The 16,128-nt window shown below is 66.8% G+C and carries 13 protein-coding genes and 2 rRNA genes; 10 read left to right on the top strand and 5 right to left on the bottom strand.

Annotation, left to right across the window (positions count from 1 at the left end; translation table 11 throughout):
* Positions 1-97 precede the first annotated feature (97 nt).
* The gene (locus Uis4E_RS01230) at positions 98-1,723 is read right to left on the bottom strand and encodes an acyl-CoA carboxylase subunit beta (protein ID WP_101621445.1); all 1,626 of its coding nucleotides are present in this window, start codon (positions 1,721-1,723) and stop codon (positions 98-100) included.
* Positions 1,720-3,615: an acetyl/propionyl/methylcrotonyl-CoA carboxylase subunit alpha gene (locus tag Uis4E_RS01225; protein ID WP_101621444.1), complete on the bottom strand. Its 1,896-nt coding sequence runs from the start codon at positions 3,613-3,615 to the stop codon at positions 1,720-1,722. The genes Uis4E_RS01230 and Uis4E_RS01225 overlap by 4 nt, the downstream gene beginning before the upstream one ends.
* A 230-nt stretch (positions 3,616-3,845) precedes the next feature.
* On the opposite strand from Uis4E_RS01225, the gene Uis4E_RS01220 reads away from it, so the two are divergent.
* Positions 3,846-4,439: a biotin transporter BioY gene (locus Uis4E_RS01220; RefSeq protein ID WP_101621443.1), complete on the top strand. Its 594-nt coding sequence runs from the start codon at positions 3,846-3,848 to the stop codon at positions 4,437-4,439.
* Between the two features lie 166 nt (positions 4,440-4,605).
* On the opposite strand, the gene Uis4E_RS01215 is transcribed toward Uis4E_RS01220, so the two are convergent.
* Positions 4,606-5,487, bottom strand: a complete 882-nt coding sequence (locus tag Uis4E_RS01215; protein WP_101621484.1) for a biotin--[acetyl-CoA-carboxylase] ligase — start codon at positions 5,485-5,487, stop codon at positions 4,606-4,608.
* 71 nt (positions 5,488-5,558) lie between these two features.
* On the opposite strand from Uis4E_RS01215, the gene Uis4E_RS01210 reads away from it, so the two are divergent.
* The 9 genes from Uis4E_RS01210 to Uis4E_RS01175 all read left to right on the top strand — a co-directional run bounded on the left by Uis4E_RS01210 (position 5,559) and on the right by Uis4E_RS01175 (position 15,228).
* Positions 5,559-7,928 (top strand): DUF6020 family protein, encoded by a 2,370-nt coding sequence (locus Uis4E_RS01210; protein WP_243394265.1) that lies wholly within the window; start codon positions 5,559-5,561, stop codon positions 7,926-7,928.
* On the top strand, positions 7,843-8,418 hold the full coding sequence (locus tag Uis4E_RS01205; protein ID WP_243394264.1) for a response regulator transcription factor: 576 nt from the start codon (positions 7,843-7,845) through the stop codon (positions 8,416-8,418). The genes Uis4E_RS01210 and Uis4E_RS01205 overlap by 86 nt, the downstream gene beginning before the upstream one ends.
* Positions 8,411-9,607: a sensor histidine kinase gene (locus tag Uis4E_RS01200; protein ID WP_133125368.1), complete on the top strand. Its 1,197-nt coding sequence runs from the start codon at positions 8,411-8,413 to the stop codon at positions 9,605-9,607. The genes Uis4E_RS01205 and Uis4E_RS01200 overlap by 8 nt, the downstream gene beginning before the upstream one ends.
* Before the next feature lie 309 nt (positions 9,608-9,916).
* Entirely contained in the window at positions 9,917-10,210 is a 294-nt protein-coding gene (locus tag Uis4E_RS11620) for a hypothetical protein (protein WP_133125367.1), read from the top strand.
* A gap of 71 nt (positions 10,211-10,281) precedes the next feature.
* Positions 10,282-10,950 carry a hypothetical protein gene (locus tag Uis4E_RS11615; protein WP_133125366.1) on the top strand — a complete coding sequence of 223 codons (669 nt, stop codon included), beginning with the start codon at positions 10,282-10,284 and terminating at the stop codon, positions 10,948-10,950.
* Positions 10,951-11,068: 118 nt separating this feature from the next.
* On the top strand, positions 11,069-12,280 hold the full coding sequence (locus Uis4E_RS01190; protein WP_101621439.1) for a hypothetical protein: 1,212 nt from the start codon (positions 11,069-11,071) through the stop codon (positions 12,278-12,280).
* A gap of 4 nt (positions 12,281-12,284) precedes the next feature.
* Entirely contained in the window at positions 12,285-12,947 is a 663-nt protein-coding gene (locus Uis4E_RS01185) for an ATP-binding cassette domain-containing protein (RefSeq protein WP_101621438.1), read from the top strand.
* On the top strand, positions 12,944-14,179 hold the full coding sequence (locus Uis4E_RS01180) for a hypothetical protein (protein ID WP_101621437.1): 1,236 nt from the start codon (positions 12,944-12,946) through the stop codon (positions 14,177-14,179). The genes Uis4E_RS01185 and Uis4E_RS01180 overlap by 4 nt, the downstream gene beginning before the upstream one ends.
* A 185-nt stretch (positions 14,180-14,364) precedes the next feature.
* Positions 14,365-15,228 (top strand): PucR family transcriptional regulator, encoded by an 864-nt coding sequence (locus Uis4E_RS01175; RefSeq protein ID WP_101621436.1) that lies wholly within the window; start codon positions 14,365-14,367, stop codon positions 15,226-15,228.
* Between the two features lie 276 nt (positions 15,229-15,504).
* Here Uis4E_RS01175 and rrf read toward each other — a convergent pair.
* Both rrf and Uis4E_RS01165 read right to left on the bottom strand, forming a co-directional pair.
* Positions 15,505-15,621, bottom strand: a 5S ribosomal RNA gene (gene rrf, locus Uis4E_RS01170).
* Positions 15,622-15,796: 175 nt separating this feature from the next.
* Positions 15,797-16,128 (bottom strand): 23S ribosomal RNA (locus Uis4E_RS01165); the annotation flags it as partial.

Genomic DNA, 16,128 nt, shown 5'->3' with positions numbered 1-16,128 from the left:
TGCCCCCGCTGGCGGGGGCTGTCGGCGCAGCCGACTGGGGGTGGTCTTCTGTTGTGTCACGTAAGTCCGCTTGCCCCCCCGCCGGCGGGGGCGGACACTACAGCGGCTGGTTGCCGTGGTGCTTGTCGTTCGGGCGGACGCGGCGTTTGGTGGCGAGCGTGCCGAGCGAGGCGACGATCGCCTCGCGCGTCTGCTCGGGGTCGATCATCGCGTCGATCTGCCCGAGTTCGAGCGAGAGGTTCGCGTTGACGGTGGTCTCCTCGTAGTCGGCGATGTACTTGGCGCGCAGCGCTTCCACGTCGCGGCCGGACGCCTTGGCCTTGGCGAGGTCGTGGCGGTGGATGATGTTCACCGCGCCGGCCGCGCCGAGCACCGCGATCTGCGAGCTCGGCCAGGCGAAGTTCATGTCGGCGCCGATGGCCTTGGAGCCCATCACGATGTACGCGCCGCCGAACGCCTTGCGCAGCACGACGGTGACGAGCGGCACCTGCGCGTTCGCGTACGCGTAGATGACCTTCGCGCCGCGGCGGATGATGCCCGCGTGCTCCTGTTCGGCGCCGGGCTTGTAGCCGGGCGTGTCCACGAGGGTGACGACGGGCAGGTTGAACGCGTCGCACAGGCGCACGAAGCGGGCGATCTTCTCGGAGGAGTCCACGTCGAGGATGCCGGCGTTCACGTTCGGCTGGTTCGCGACGATGCCGACCGGGCGGCCTTCGACGCACGCGAATCCGACGAGCGCGGACGCGGCGAACAGTTCGTGCACCTGCACGAACTCGCCGTAGTCGACGATGCAGCGGATCACGTCGAGCATGTCGTACGGCTGGCGGTCGTTGTCGGGCACGAGCGTGGCGAGGCGCTTCGCGGTCTCGCGTTCGGCGCGCGTGGCGGCGTACGCGTAGACCGGCGGCTGTTCGTCGCAGTTGGACGGCAGGTAGGCGAGCACGGTGCGCGCGTAGTCGATCGCGTCGGATTCGTCGGCGCCGAGGTAGTGCGCGACGCCCGACTTGCGGTTGTGGACCTCGCCGCCGCCCAGGTCGGCCATCGAGATGGTCTCGCCGGTCGCGGCCTTGACGACGTCCGGTCCGGTGACGAACATGTCGGAGTTCTCGCGCGTCATGATGATGAGGTCCGTGAGGGCCGGGCAGTAGACGGCGCCGCCCGCGCACGGGCCGAGGATCAGCGAGATCTGCGGCACGTAGCCGCTCGCCTCGCAGGTCTTGCGGAAGATGCGGCCGTACTGGGTGAGCGCGGCGACGCCCTCCTGGATGCGTGCGCCGCCGGAGTCGACGATGGCGACGATCGGCACCTTGAGCGCGATGGCCATGTCCATGAGATGGCAGATCTTCTCGCCTTCCGCGGTGCCGAGCGTGCCGCCCTTGACGGAGAAGTCCTGCGCGTAGACGGCGACCTTGCGCCCGTAGACGAGGCCGAATCCGGTGATGACGGCGGCGCCGGCCTTCCCGGCGTTGATGTCGCCGCCCTGGAAGCGGCCGATCTCCTCGAAGCTGCCGGTGTCGAACAGCAGGTCGAGGCGTTCGCGCGCCGTCTTCTTGTGCTTGGCGTGCTGCTTGTCGCGCGCGCGGTTCTCGGCGTCGCGCGCGAGTTCGGCGGCCTTGACGACGGCCGCGCGCAGCGGCTGACGGCCGTCTGCCGCCGCGTCGCCGGCCTGCGCGGCCTGCTTCACGGCGTCGCGCACGGCGGGCATCTCCACGATGTCGGTCATTCCGCGCCCTCCTTCTTCTTGTCGTCGGCGGCGTCGACCTGCGGCCCGCCGGCCGAGCCGGACGCCCCAACCACGTCCAGCGTGACCAGCGTGTCGCCGGCTTCGACGCCGTCGGCCGGACCGACGAAGATCTTCTTCACCGTGCCCGCGGCCGGCGCGTACACGTAGTTCTCCATCTTCATCGATTCGAGCACGACGATCAGGTCGCCCTTCGCGACCTCCTGCCCCTCCGCCACGTTGACGCGCGTGACGACGGCCTGCATCGGCGAGGCGATGACGCCGGACTTCGATCCGTCGTCGACCGGGCCGCGCGCGACGGTTCCGGCGTGCGAGCCGGAGCCGCGCAGCGGCTGCGTGGGCCGTTTCGCGCCGCGCGCTCGGGCGCCGCCGGTGAGGTTCTCGACGACGTCGAGCGGCACGGTGAGCTTGACGCGGCGGTCGTTCATCTCGATGACGAACGTCTCGGAGGCGACCTTCGCGTCCGCGCCGGGCGCGCCGGCGAGCGACGCCGGCTGCCCGCCGCGCGCCGCGTTCGCCTCGCGGTTCAGGTACGTGCGTTCCAGCCATTTCGTGCTCACGTCGAACGCGTGGCCGTGCTCGGCGGTGAACGCGTCGTCGCGGAAGATCTCCTTGAACAGCGGGATCGGCGTCGGCACGCCCTCGATGACCATCTCGTCGAGCACGCGGCGCACGCGCGCCACGGCGGCGGCGCGATCCTGCGCGGTGACGACGACCTTACCCATCATCGAATCGAATTTCGGCGACACCGTGTCGCCTTCGACCACGCCCGTGTCGATGCGCACGCCGGGGCCGGACGGCCACACGATGCGCTCCAGCGTGCCGGAGGACGGCGTGAGGTTCGTGGCCGGATCCTCGGAGGTGATGCGCAGCTCGAAGCTGTGGCCGCGCGGCTCGGGCGCGGGCGTGAGCTCGCCGCCGGCGGCGATGTTCAGCTGCTCGCGCACGAGGTCGAGGCCGCTGACCTCCTCGGAGACGGTGTGCTCGACCTGCAGGCGCGGGTTCACCTCGAGGAAGTAGACCTTGCCGTTCGGCGTGACCATGAACTCGCAGGTGCCGAGTCCCGTGTAGTCGACGGTGGTGAACAGGCGGCGGGAGTATTCGACGAGCGTCTCGGTCACCTTGTCCGTCAGGAACGGCGCGGGCGCCTCCTCGACGAGCTTCTGGTTGCGCCGCTGCAGCGAGCAGTCGCGCGTCGAGTAGACGGTGAAGTTGCCGTGGCTGTCGCGGCCCGACTGGGTCTCGACGTGGCGCGCCTTGTCGATGAACTTCTCGATGAAGTACTCGTCGAGGTCACCGCCTTCGAGCGCGTCGTGGTTCGTGTAGAAGCGGCGCAGCTCCTCGTCGTCGCGCACGACGGTGATGCCGTGGCCGCCGCCGCCGTCGGTGCGCTTCATCATGATCGGGTAGCCGTGCGTGTGCGCGAAGTCGAGCAGCGTGCGGATGTCCTTGACCGATTCGGACAGGCCGGGCACGGGCGGCACCTTGGCGCGCAGCGCGACGCGGCGCGCGGTGATCTTGTCGCCGAGCTCGGTGAGCGCCGTATGGTGCGGGCCCACCCAGATCGCGCCGGCCTCCTCGACCTTGGCGGCGAAGGACGGCACTTCGGACAGGAAGCCGTATCCGGGGTGCACGGCGTCCGCGCCGGAGCGCTTCAGGATGTCGATGAGCAGGTCCTCGTTGAGGTACGTGTCCTGATAGGTGTCGCCGGGCAGCAGGTACGCCTCGTCGGCGAGCGACACGTATTGCGCCCCGCGGTCCTGTTCGGCGTAGACGGCCACCGTGGCGATGCCCATCTCACGCGCGGTGCGGACCACGCGCATGGCGATTTCACCACGATTGGCGATAAGTAGTTTCTTGACGGATTGCCCCATACCGTCAGATTCTGCTCTTCAGAACTGACGGTTTCAATCGAAACGTCTACAAAACGCGATGCGAACTTTTGTTACCTTCCACAAACGTCACCGTAGCTTGACGGTCCTATCCTCGGTGACAACACCGGCGGCGGACCGTGGCCGCCGCACCGGGAAGGCCGCGGACCATCCGGCGGCCGGGCGGAACCCGTCGTTCGGATCCGCCTTTTCACGAGAAGGGAACCATCATCATGCAGTCCAACACCCCCGCGCCGTCCGCCGCCAAGTCCGTCTCCGTCGCGCGCCGCGTCGCCGCCGTCTCCTGGAAGCCGGTGCTGTTCGCCGTGCTCATGTGGGTCTCCGCCGCCGCCGGCGAGATTCCGATCCCCGGCACGCCGGTGCCGATTACGCTGCAGACGTTCGTCGTGATGCTCGCCGGCCTCATGCTCACATGGCGTCAGGCGGGCGCCGCCGTCGCCGCATACCTCGCGGCCGGTGCGGCGGGTCTGCCGGTGTTCGCCGGCGGCGCCTCCACGATGGCGCTCGTCGGACCGAGCGCCGGCTTCCTGCTCGGCTTCCTGCCGGGCGTGGTCGTCATCGCCCTGCTCAAGGGCAAGGCCGGTTCCCGCGGCGCCAAGGCGACGTTCCTCGCCGCGTTGCGCTACTTCGCTGCCGCGATCCTCGGCGGCGTCGCGGTCGTCTACGCGTTCGGATTCCTCGTCCAGTCCGCGCTGACCGGCGCGCCGATCGCGGCCGTCGCCATCGCCTCGATGGGCTTCGTGATCGGCGACGTCGTCAAGGCCGCCGTCGCCTCCCTCGTCGCCGCCGGCCTCGCCCGTCTGTGAGCGCCCTTGGTTCACGATTTCCGACCTGCTCGGATCGTGAACTGAGCCCATGTTCGCTCGAACATGGGCTTCCTTGATATTCCGCCGTTCCCACACACTCCGCGTGTGCGAAAATGCGCGTTTCCGGTTCACGATTCTCCCGGACGGGAAAATCGTGAACCGCTCGTCATTGCAGCAATCCCACTTCGCTGGCGAGGAGGGCGCGTACGGCGCCGTCCCTCGTACGCACGCTGATCGACGCGTCGTCGTTCAACGCGACCACCTCGCCGTGTACGGCGCTGCCGTCGATGAGCTGCGCGTCGACGGTGCGTCCCATCATCCAGCACACGTGACGCATCTCGGCGCGCAGACGACCCGCCTGCACGAGCGGCGCGGCGATGAACGCCTCCAGCCGGGAACGCATCGACTCGACGTACCGCGCGATGATGAGGTCGCGCAATTCGTCGACCGGCGGCAGCGGCCCCACGTTCATCTGCAGCGACGTGGCCTGGGCCGTGGGCAGGTGGTCGGCCGGCATGAACAGGTTCAATCCCGCGCTGAACACGATGGCCCGCCGGTCGGGGTCCCCGTGCAGCGGCATCACCTCGGCGACCGTGCCGCCCAGCTTCAAGCCGTGGCAGTACAGGTCGTTCGGCCATTTGAGCTGGAACCCGCACTCATCGTCGTAAGGGCGGGCGCCGCAGTCGTCGACCGCGCCCTCCAGCGCATCCAGCAGGGAGAGTTCGGCGATCATCGCCAGCCACCCGTTGACCATCTCATCGTCCGCGACGCTTTCGGGAATCACGCTCACGAACGTCGCCGCCAACGATTTGCCCGGCGCCATGATCCACTGGCGTCCGAACCTGACCAGCGCGTTGCTCAGATAGTCGGCGGTGATCACGGTGACCGGCAGCTCCCCCTCGCCGCGTTCCAGCACGACCTCGCCGCGCCCGAGCATGCGCCGCGCCTCGGCGTGCGTCGAATCCATATCCGCGACCGATACGACCTTGTCCGCGGTGCGCCTCGTATTGTCCAGCTCCGATGCTGCGACCTTCAACAGTGAAATCATGCCCACCACCATACGCCCCGCCTCCCCCAAGCCCTCTCAGGGATGCGGACGCGACGGTAGAATACCGTCCTATGAGTGACGTCACAGCGAATCCCCCCACCACGACGGCGAGCGCGACGGCCAAGGTCACGGCATCCGCTTCCGCGCCGCGCCGCGGCCGCCCCATCGACCGCATCGGTTCGACGGCACGGTGGGCGTTGGCCGTGGCGGCGGTGCTGTGGCTCTCCTGGTGCACGGCCGTCAGCCCGTTGTATTGGGAGGATTCCTCGATCGCCGCGTTCGGCTGGCTGAACGCGCTGTACGGTCTTCTCGCCTTCGTCATCTACATGGCCCTCATCGTCGCGCTGGTGCGCGTGGGCAGGCGGGAGCCGCCGCTCGGCTGGCATACGGACCGCGCGACCGGCGAGCGCACGCCGCGCCGCATCCTGCCGGAGCGGCTACGCCGGCGCCGCTCCGGGATTCCGATCCCCGCCGACGCTGACGCGTCATCCGAGCAAGGCTCCGGCGCACCGGACAGCCGCCGCACACGGTGGTGCGCCCGCGCGCGCATCGCGGCGACGCACGCGCACGCGTTCCTCTCCCGCTGGATCGTGCGTCTCACCGACCGTCGCTGGAAGCTGTGGACCGTCTTCCTCGTCGGCTGGCTGTGGGCGCCGACCACGCTGCTCGCCGCGTTCGGCGCGGACCTGCGCAGCCAGGCGCGCGAGTTCAGTTGGGCGTGGAACCAGTGGACCGGCTTGAAACAGCCGTACATCGGCTTCTTCTCGTTCGCCCCGATGGACATCTATCCGACCGCACACTATCTGTGGCCCGCCGACCCGACGTATCTGACCGACCAGCACAACATCGTGCTCACGATCTTCTACGGCGCGACGATGGCCGCGAGCCGGTACCTGACCGGGTCGAACGATTGGGGCGTGATCGCGCTCGCCGCCGCCCAGTTCCTGTTCGCCGTCTGCTGCACGGCGGCGACCGCGCACCGCTTCCTCAACCTGCCGTGGATGCGCCGCACCGACGTGCGCACGGCCCGGCGCGACTTCGCGCATCCAGAGCGCGGCAGCCGGTTCCGCCCGCGCACGTTCGCCCGTCCCGAACGCGGCGTGCGCCCCGCGTTGCCGCCCGAGGCGGCGCATGCGGGCATGCGGCTCGCGGTGGTCGTGTTCTTCCTCGTCTGCCCGCTGGCCGTGTTCTCGACGATCTCGCTGACGAAATCCCCGCTGTTCGCATTCGCGTTCCTCTGGGCGTTCGGCTTCTGGTACGAGCTCCACGCCCTCACCGACGCCTCCCGAACCGACGCATCCGCCTCCCGCAAGCCTCTCATCCTTCGTCTCCCCCGCCGTACGCTCGTCGCGTTCACCGTGGCGAACGCCGTCATGCTGATCTCCGCGAAATACGCGTGGTACGTGCTGCTGTTCGAGTTCGTGCTCGCCATCGCCGCCGACCGCCGACGCTGGGCCACCTACGTGGTCGCGATCCTCCTGCCGACGATCCTCATCCACGGCGGCATCTCGATGGCGATCTCGTCGGGCGCGATCATCGGCGGCGACCCGATCGAAAGCCACGGCGTGCAGTTGCAGATGATCGCCCGCGTCGCCGAACGCGCGCCGGAGACGATCCCCGAATCGGCGCGCAAGGAGCTCGCCCCCGTCTTCAACCTCGACCAGATGGCCGACGCGTACTTCCCGCAGGACGCGGACCCGGTGAAATCCTCCGGTATCCAGTCGAAGAAGGTGAGCTATCGCTGGCGTTCCGTCAAACCCGACGACATGAAGAACTTCAACAAGGCGTGGCTCGAGATCGTCAAGGCGAACCCGGTGGTGGCGATGGACGCGCTGATGGCGAAATGCTACGGCTACTTCGATATCGCGGACCTGCCGTACGTGTCGATGAACTACTACGTGGACAGCGACTACGTGCAGAAGAACTCGACGTGGCTCCGATACGTCAACCATGATTGGCGCGAGCGCGTGGCCACGTTCGCCGACTCGTGGGGCGCGATCCCGGTGCTCGGATGGGTGACGCACGGCAACTTCTACGTGATCCTGACGCTGCTCATCGGCGCGGCCGAGGTGATCCTGAAGCGGTGGCGTTCGCTCGCCTGGCATCTGCCGCTGCTGCTGCTCATGGGCGTGATGATCACCGCGCCGGCGAACAACTTCGAACGCCACATGCTTCCCGTCGCCTTCTGCTTCGCCTTCCTCTGTCTCACCTTCCACCGCGATTCGCGCAGCACGGATGGCGGCGAGACCGTCGAAGTCCACAATCACCGCTCCTACAATCACAGGTATGAGCATCCAACAGCAGTACGGCATCGCGATTCTCGACAACAATCCCTTCACCTTGGAGGGATTGGAGATGATTCTCGGCAACGAGACCGGAATCCGGGTATTGTGGACGTCATGCGCACCTACCGAAACGGTGTCTCGGTGCCTCGACCGTGAGACGCGTCCGGACGTACTGCTGGTGGATATGTCGTTGGGTGAGAAGGAGAGCGGCGCCTGGGTGTGCCGCCGCATCCGCAAGAGCACGTCGGCCGTTCCGATACTGGCGATGACCGCATTCTCGTTGGATTACTACATCAAAGACGCCTCCCTGTCAGGCGCGCAGGGCATCGTCGCCAAGACGGATCGTGCAGGCATGCGGCATGCGATCCGCACGATAGCGTCGGGAGGTACATGGGGCCCCATGTTCGATACGACGACGATCGCGCATATCCGATTGGAGAACCAACCGACGCGGAAGCTGTTGACGGGTAGGGAATCCGAAGCCATGAACCTTGCCGCGACCGGTCTGCGCCTGCGTGATGTGGCCACCCGCATGAACATCAGCGAGTCGACGGTGAAGACGCTGATCGCGAAGGCCAGGTCGAAGCTCGGCGCGACATCATTGCGTGAAGCCGTCGCGATCTGGACCGGTGAAACCGATGCGTGAAGGGGAGCGTCGGCGGATCTTCGACGTCGCACACATCGTGCGCCGGATTCCGGCAGGAACAGGACGGCATGTGATTCGCTGGCTCCTGGTGGCCTTTGCGCTGACGCTGACCGGATTCGACTGGTCGGCGCGGCCCGCGCAAGGCACCTATCCGCTGGTCATCGCCGTACTGCATTGCGTGGCAATCGTCGCCGTGGGCGTGATCCCCCGCATCGGCAGCATGAGCATGATGCTGGTGGAACTGGCGTGCTGTTTTTCCCAGCCCGTCGGCGGCCCCAGCCGCTTATGGGGCGTCTGCCTGTCATTGGGCATACTGTCCTACGCCGAAGGAACCGTGAGAGCCGTCGTGCTGGGCGCCTCGATATACGCGTTGATGCAGATAACGCAACTGACCTTGTTCCACGGCACAGGAGCATCGGGGATGAACCTCCCCGGATCGATCTTCATCATCTCCTTCATGCTGACGATCGCATTGTTGGGGTACACGTTCCGTCTCATATCGGACAAGTTTCGATCCCGCGAACGGATGCACGAGCACACATTGCGCGAACTGGAGTACGAGCATCAGGAGCAGCAGCTGCAGATCGCCGCGCGCATGCACGATTTCGTGGCGGACAAACTCGCCAACATCATCATGCGGACTGAGATGGATTCCCAGCCGGATTCCACCGCATGGCACGATATCCATGACGAGGCGCGCGCGGCGCTGGACGAACTTCACGCCATCATCGACGTGATACGGCAATCCGACACAGACACCCCTGTCGCAGGGGATGCCGTCAACCAGCAGCTCGCGGAGATCTGTGCCGTCCATGACCGCGCACTGGCGACGATGGGATTGCATGGCGAAGGCACCGTCAAGGACTGGGGACTCACCACCGCACCGCAGCCAGACCGAATTCGGTTGGCAGCGGCTCTCATCGGCGAGCTCTACACCAATATCGGCAGATACGCCGATAAGGAAATCCCCTATCAGATGAGCATCACACTCCACGACGACCATCTGGAAATCGTACAGACGAACGGAATCGCCACATCGCAACGGACGACCGTATCAGGTGGACGGGGCCTGGCGATATATGCGCAACGCATATCGCATATCCAAGGAATCCTCGCCTACGTTCCCCATGAAGGCGAATGGTCCTGCTACGCGCTGGTTCCTCTCACGGACACCACTGCGGCGGAATGAACGGCGGGCATAGGACGAGACCCCAACTATACGACCGGCTCTTAACGGCGGATTCCCGATATCCGGACGTGACCATGGTCATCATCGACATGATCAACGCCCAGACGCACAACACCGATATCGCCTGACTCGCTACAACTTTCATATGAAGCAGGATAGCCGTTCCGGCCCGTACACCATCTCCGGTTTCGGGAACACCGTCGACCTGAGGTCTACGTGTCGGTTTCCATCAGCATGTCGCCCATACTTCATTCTGCCACTATGGAATCGTTCCGCAACGGTGCGGGACACCAATCGAAAGGAACAGTCATGAGAAGACGACTTCTCGCCCTGTTATCAGGAATCATACTTCCCGTGGTATTGACCGTAGGAGCAATCCCCACGGCGAATGCCGCCTCCGTATCCGGCTCCAACGGATACGGCTATTGGACAGCCACATATTCCGTCGCCAATCCCGCCAACTGGTCGCGCCATGCTGCACAAGGTTATGACGACAGAGGACTCGATGTCTATCGAGTCGGTCCCACCAAGCCGAAATATGTGGCATCTGAAGTGAACAACATCTACGGCGTGTACTCCGTATGGCCGGTTTTCTGGTACTGATTCCGTAGTCGTAGCGTTGTCTCGGCCATCACTCAATCGAGGCAACGCTACATCGATGAATGGGGACTAACGTGAATACAACAGCACGATTCGTCGGACGTCTCTTTCCCTTGATAGGCACAATATGCCTATTCGTCGCACTCGCCGGCTGCTCCGTGAATGCGGCAGGCGGGCACGATACGGGCACGAACACCAAGACGACCGACGGCTACGATCTCAACACCAGTTATTCCACAGAGCTGGGCATCGTACAATCGCAGTTGCGAAGCGACAGCAACGACAATCGGTTAGGGCTGTCGATCCTCGAGGATGGTGTCGTGACCGAGGGAGAGCTGAACGAGCTCAAAGAGCAATACGACCAATGCTTCATCGACCATGGATACGACCCCGGATCCTTCGATTTCGATAAGACCGGCGCCGGAAGCGTCTATCCGCCGTCCGGCTTATCCGAAGAAGAGAGAAAAGCCTGGGGCGAGCGGACCAACACGGTCCAGCAGACCTGCGATCAACGGAACGGCACCGCGGCCATCCGAGGTCTGGTCGCTTCGGTCCAGATGAATCCGGACAACAAAGACATCCGCAAGACCATCGTCACCTGTCTCATCGAGCAGGGGCTCGTGGATGGCGGTTACACGGTCAACGACTATGACACCGATCTCGCCGACCAATCCGGTCCCTTCTCCGCGGAGAAGAACAACGACACCTCCTACCAAAGCAAACTTCGCCAATGTCAATCCTGAACTGGCCAAGCCGGCCGGTCAGGAGATGATGTCGTCCTCCGGATGACGTATCCCCTCCTGGTGGACACCCGGAACGCCATACAGTGGAATCGACCACATCAGCAAGGAGGCACCCACGATGCGCAGGAAGACGACCTCCAAGACCTCCTCCGCCACCACGTCCAAGCCAGCCCGCGCCGGCGTCACCGTCTCCGTGATCGTCCTGCTGGCGGCGCTGCTGCTGTCGACGGGCGTGGCCGGCGGATTCCTGCTCACCCGCTCGCGCATCCCCCAGTCGTTGGAATCCTCCACGCCCGCCGGCTCGATGACGGTCGCGTCCACCCGCTTCGACGATTCCCGTTCCGTCCAGCTCACGCTGGCGCTCGGCGCCTCCGCGACCGTCACCTCGCCCGTGTCCGGCACGGTCACCTCGTCGGATTGCGCGACGAACGCGACCGTCGCATCGGGAAGCACCCCGATCGCCGTGGACGCCGTCCCCCTGCTCGCGCTCAACACCGCCACCCCGCCGTACCGCCGTCTCGCGAGCGGCACGCAGGGACCGGACGCCCGCGCGTTGAACGACGCGTTGCGCGCGCTCGGCTACGCCGCCCCCGATTCCGACTGGTTCGTCTGGGATTCGATCGTCGCCTATAACACGCTCGCCGGCGACGTGGGCGCACGCCGCATCACCAAGAACGACGGCTGGGCCATCGACCCCTCGTTCTTCATCTGGCTGCCCGCCGCCACCGTGACCGTCGCCGACTGCCGGATCGCGGTCGGCCGGCAGGCCACGCAGGGAGCGGACCTGTTCGCCACGTCCGGCGCGCCCGTCAAAGCCACGCTGCCTGCATCCCAGTCCGGCGCGCAATCCGCATCCCAGTCCGCATCCACGCAGTCGTCGGGCGCGGTCGCCGGCGACCGTATCCTCACCGTGAACGGCCAGGATTTCCCCGTCGCCGCCGGCACGACCGAACTCACCGACGCGGCGGTGCTCGCCGCAATCGCCGCCAGCACCGAATACCGTCTCGCCTCGCTCGGCGGCGGTTCCGGCGGAGGCGGCAGCGGCGCCGCCGGAACCAGCACCGGCGGCGGCACGGGAACCGGCGAAGGCGGCACGCTCCAGGTCTCGTTCACGTGGCGTCTCGCGAATCCGATCGAGTCGATCACCGTGCCGCCGTCCGCGCTCTACCGCACGTCGGGCGGCACCGCGTGCGTGAGCGTCAAGGGCGAGCCCACGCCGGTCACGATCATCGCCTCGCAGCTCGGCAAGACGATGGTCTCGCCCGACGGCGTCGACCCGTTCACCACGGTCGACGTCGCCCCCACCACCAGCAAGCCGTGCCGGGAGTAGCGCCATGAACACCGACACCAGCGACATCACCGACACCACCGCCTCCATCACCCCCGACAAGCGCGTCGTCCTCACCGACGTGGGCCACACCTTCGACCCGACCGGCGAGGACATGCTCTTCCGTCATCTCACCGTCACGCTGCTCCCCCGGCACGTGTACGCGCTCACCGGCCCGTCCGGCTCCGGCAAGTCGACGCTGCTGTCGATCATCGCCGGCTGGACCGCGCCCGCGCAGGGCACGGTGGAGCGCATCGGCTGCGACCGCGTCAACTGGGTGCTGCAGAACCCGCACGGTGTGGCCAACCGCACCGCCATCGACCATGTGGCCCTCCCGTTCATCGCGCGCGGCGAGAACCGCCACGACGCCGAATCGCACGCATTGGACCTGCTCTACGCGTTCGGTCTCACACGGCTCGCCTTCAAACCGTTCAGTGACCTGTCCGGCGGCGAGGCGCAGCGGCTCATGCTCGCCCGCGGCGTGGCCAGCGGCGCTGACCTGATGCTCGTCGACGAGCCGACCGCCCAACTCGACCTCACCACCGCCGCCACCGTGAACGAGCGCCTTCACGCGTTGTCGCTCGGCGGCGCGATCGTCGTGGTCGCCACGCACGATCCGCGCACGCGCGACGCGTGCACCGACCTCATCGACCTCGGCGACTGGCAATGACCGGCCGTATCCGGCAGCAGAAGGGCATCATCATGAACCAGCCGAAGCAGTCGCACGATACGCAGCGGCGACACGATACGCGACGGCGACAGCCGCGCGAACGGCCCCGTCCCCGCATGCGTCTCGCCGGCATCCTCGACGAGGCCGTGCGCAATCTCGCGACCGGCACATCGCACGCGTGCGGGATGGCCCTGACGCTCGCCTTCCTGCTGCTCCTGTGCGCGGGTGCCGACCTCATGGCGGTCACGAAGATCCAGCGCGAGGCGGACGCGTTCGTCGCCGCGGGCGGCTCCACCACCGTCATCACGTACACGGGCCGCATCGACGGCACCGCGTGCGACCGTCTCGCCTCGCTCGACGGCGTCATCGCGGCCGGCGCGACGCGCGCCTCGCAGACGAAACTCACGTTCGCCGCGTTGCCGTCGACCGGCGTGCCCATGTATGAGGCGACGCCGGGCGCGATCGGCGTGTTCCGCAACAGCACGGCGAACGCGCGCGAGGCGAGATCCACGACGGTGTCCGATATGAACGGCGTATGGCTGTCGGGCGAGGCGGCGGCGCCGCTCGCCGCCCGCGCCGGCAGCCGGCTCGCGTTGCGCGACGAGCGGACGCTCGACGTCGCCGGCGTCTACGAGTGGCCGGACGACGGGCGGCAGAGCGGCTACTCGTATGCGGCGGTCACGCCCGTCCCCGCGGGGTACGGCGGCCTGTTCGACCAGTGTTGGGTGAAATCGTGGCCGGTTCCGGAGAACATCGAATCGTTGCTGCGCGTCACGACGGTCGGCGATGCGACGGGTACGCAGGAACGTCCGATGGTCTCGCAGTTGAACACGTCGCTGGGACGCACGTTCGACGCGGCCGCGATGTACCGCGGGCGTCTTACCACGTGGGCGCCGATCGTGGCCGGCGTGGTCGCGCTGATCGCAGGATTCGTTTCCGTGTGGCGGCGACGGTTGGAGCTCGCGTCCGCGTTGCACTGCGGCGTGCCGAAACCGGCGATGGTCGTGCAGATCCTCGTCGAGACGGCCGCGTGGGCGATTGCCGCGACGCTGATGAGCGTGGCGGAGTTCACCTGGACATGGTTGGAGAACACGCGCACCGATGCGGCGGTGCTCACCACCGCGCTGCTGCGCGTGCCGGCCGCCGGGTATGCGGGCGTGATGACGGGCGCGCTGATCGGCGCGCTCCTGATCCGCGAACGCCACCTGTTCCGGTATTTCAAGACCCGCTGATCGCCGATTCCCCTGCTTCCCCTTGAGAGATCGCCGGTTCCCCCGTTCCCCCTTGAGAGATGGCGGATTCCCCCGCTCCCCGTAAGGAGGATCGCCGATTCCCCTGCTCCCCCTGCCAGGGGGAGCTGTCGGCCGAAGGCCGACTGAGGGGTCCTCCCCGCGCCCGCACTCACTACACTGGAGACATGACTGATTTCCTGGACCTGCTGACGAACGCCGCCGAAGCCGACGACGATGACGGTTCGGCCCGCGCCCGCGTGGAGCGCGTCGCGTTCGAATCCCTGACGTCCGGACTGTCCGACGAGCGCGTCGCGTCGCTGCTGCGCGTGCTCGGTTTCGACGGCGGTTTCGCGTGTTTCGCGATCGCGGGACGCCCCGCGGCCACCGTCGAGGCGACGATGCGCGGCGTGGCGAAGGCGGTCGTCGATCTGGGCGGTGGTCTGCCGCTGGTCGGCGTGCGTGACGGCGTGGTCGCCGCGCTGATCCGCGTGGAGGCGGCGGTCAGCCCCGACGTGACGTGTACGGCGGTCGTGGGCGCGTTCGATGCGACGACGACGCCGTTGTGCCTCGGACCGGTGCGTCACGGCGTGTCCGGTGCGGAGGCGACGTTGATCGCCGCGTTGACGACGTTGCGTGCGGCGCCCGCGCTGGTCGAACACGGTGCTGGCGCGCCGGCCGCGGATGCGGCGAAGTCCGGTGTGACGACGACGCTCGCGCGCAAACGGATGCTCACGCCGCTGCGTGCCGAGGATGCGCTTCCAGAGCGTGCGTTGCTCGGCGATGATGATGCGCGGCGCGAACTGGTGGATGTGGTGTACGGTTCGCTGGTCGGCCACGGCGCCGACGATCCGACGATGATGACGGTGTCCACATTCCTCTCGTCGGGAGGATCGCTGGAGACTACGGCGCGCACGCTCAACGTGCATCCGAACACGGTACGCTACCGTCTGAAGCGCGCCGCCGATACGACCGGATGGGACGCGACCAACCCCCGTGAGGCCTATGTACTGACCACCGCTATAGCCCTAGGCCGCATCAGCGCCAAGTAGTGTGTCGTCCTCCCGCTGGCGGGGTGGCACGCCCCGGTGGGCATGGCGGTGTTCCTCCCGCTGGCGGGAGGTGGCGCGCGCAGCGCGCCGGAGGGTGGTCCCCCTATACGCGTCGGGCGGCCACCCCCGCCCGCTTCGCGGGAGCCCCCGCCGGCGGGGGCGGGATCCGCGGACGCGCGCGCCGTTCCCCCCGCTCCCCCTGAAGGGGGCGTGTGTGTGGGTATGCGTGGACCCCCGGGAGCCGTGTGGCTCGACCGGGGGTCCGTTTCACGTGTGGTGCGGCGGCGTGCTACTCTCCCACATCCTCTCGGGTGCAGTACCATCGCCGTGCCAGGTCTTAGCTTCCGGGTTCGGAATGGGACCGGGCGTCTCTCCTGGGCTATGACCGCCGCAAATCTTCAATTGTGGGGCGAGGCGCTCCCGCTTCCTCGTATATCCCCTCGGGCTGGTGGTTTGGGGACCGGATGGTGGACGCCTGTGTTGATTGTCTTGTCGTGTCGTCACGGTTGCTCCGTGTCGTTCATGATTCGCAGAAGAGGTTGATGCCGTCCCAACCAGGGGTTGGGATGTGTGTGTCGCGCTTCCCCGTTAGTACCGGTCGGCTCCACCCCTCGCGGGGCTTCCACGTCCGGCCTATCGACCACGTGTTCTTCATGGGGGGTCACGGCTCCGAAGAGCCGGGGAATACTTATCTTGGAGCGGGCTTCCCGCTTAGATGCTTTCAGCGGTTATCCCTTCCGAACGCAGCCAACCGGCGGTGCCACTGGCGTGACAACCGGCGTACCGGAGGTTCGTCCACCCAGGTCCTCTCGTACTATGGGCAGGTCTCCTCAGTATTCCGACGAGCGCAGAGGATAGAGACCAAACTGTCTCACGACGTTCTGAACCCAGCTCGCGTGC

The sequence above is a fragment of the Bifidobacterium parmae genome (assembly GCF_002860365.1).
Lineage (GTDB): Bacteria > Actinomycetota > Actinomycetes > Actinomycetales > Bifidobacteriaceae > Bifidobacterium > Bifidobacterium parmae.
This window is presented reverse-complemented; position numbering and strand designations above follow the sequence as displayed.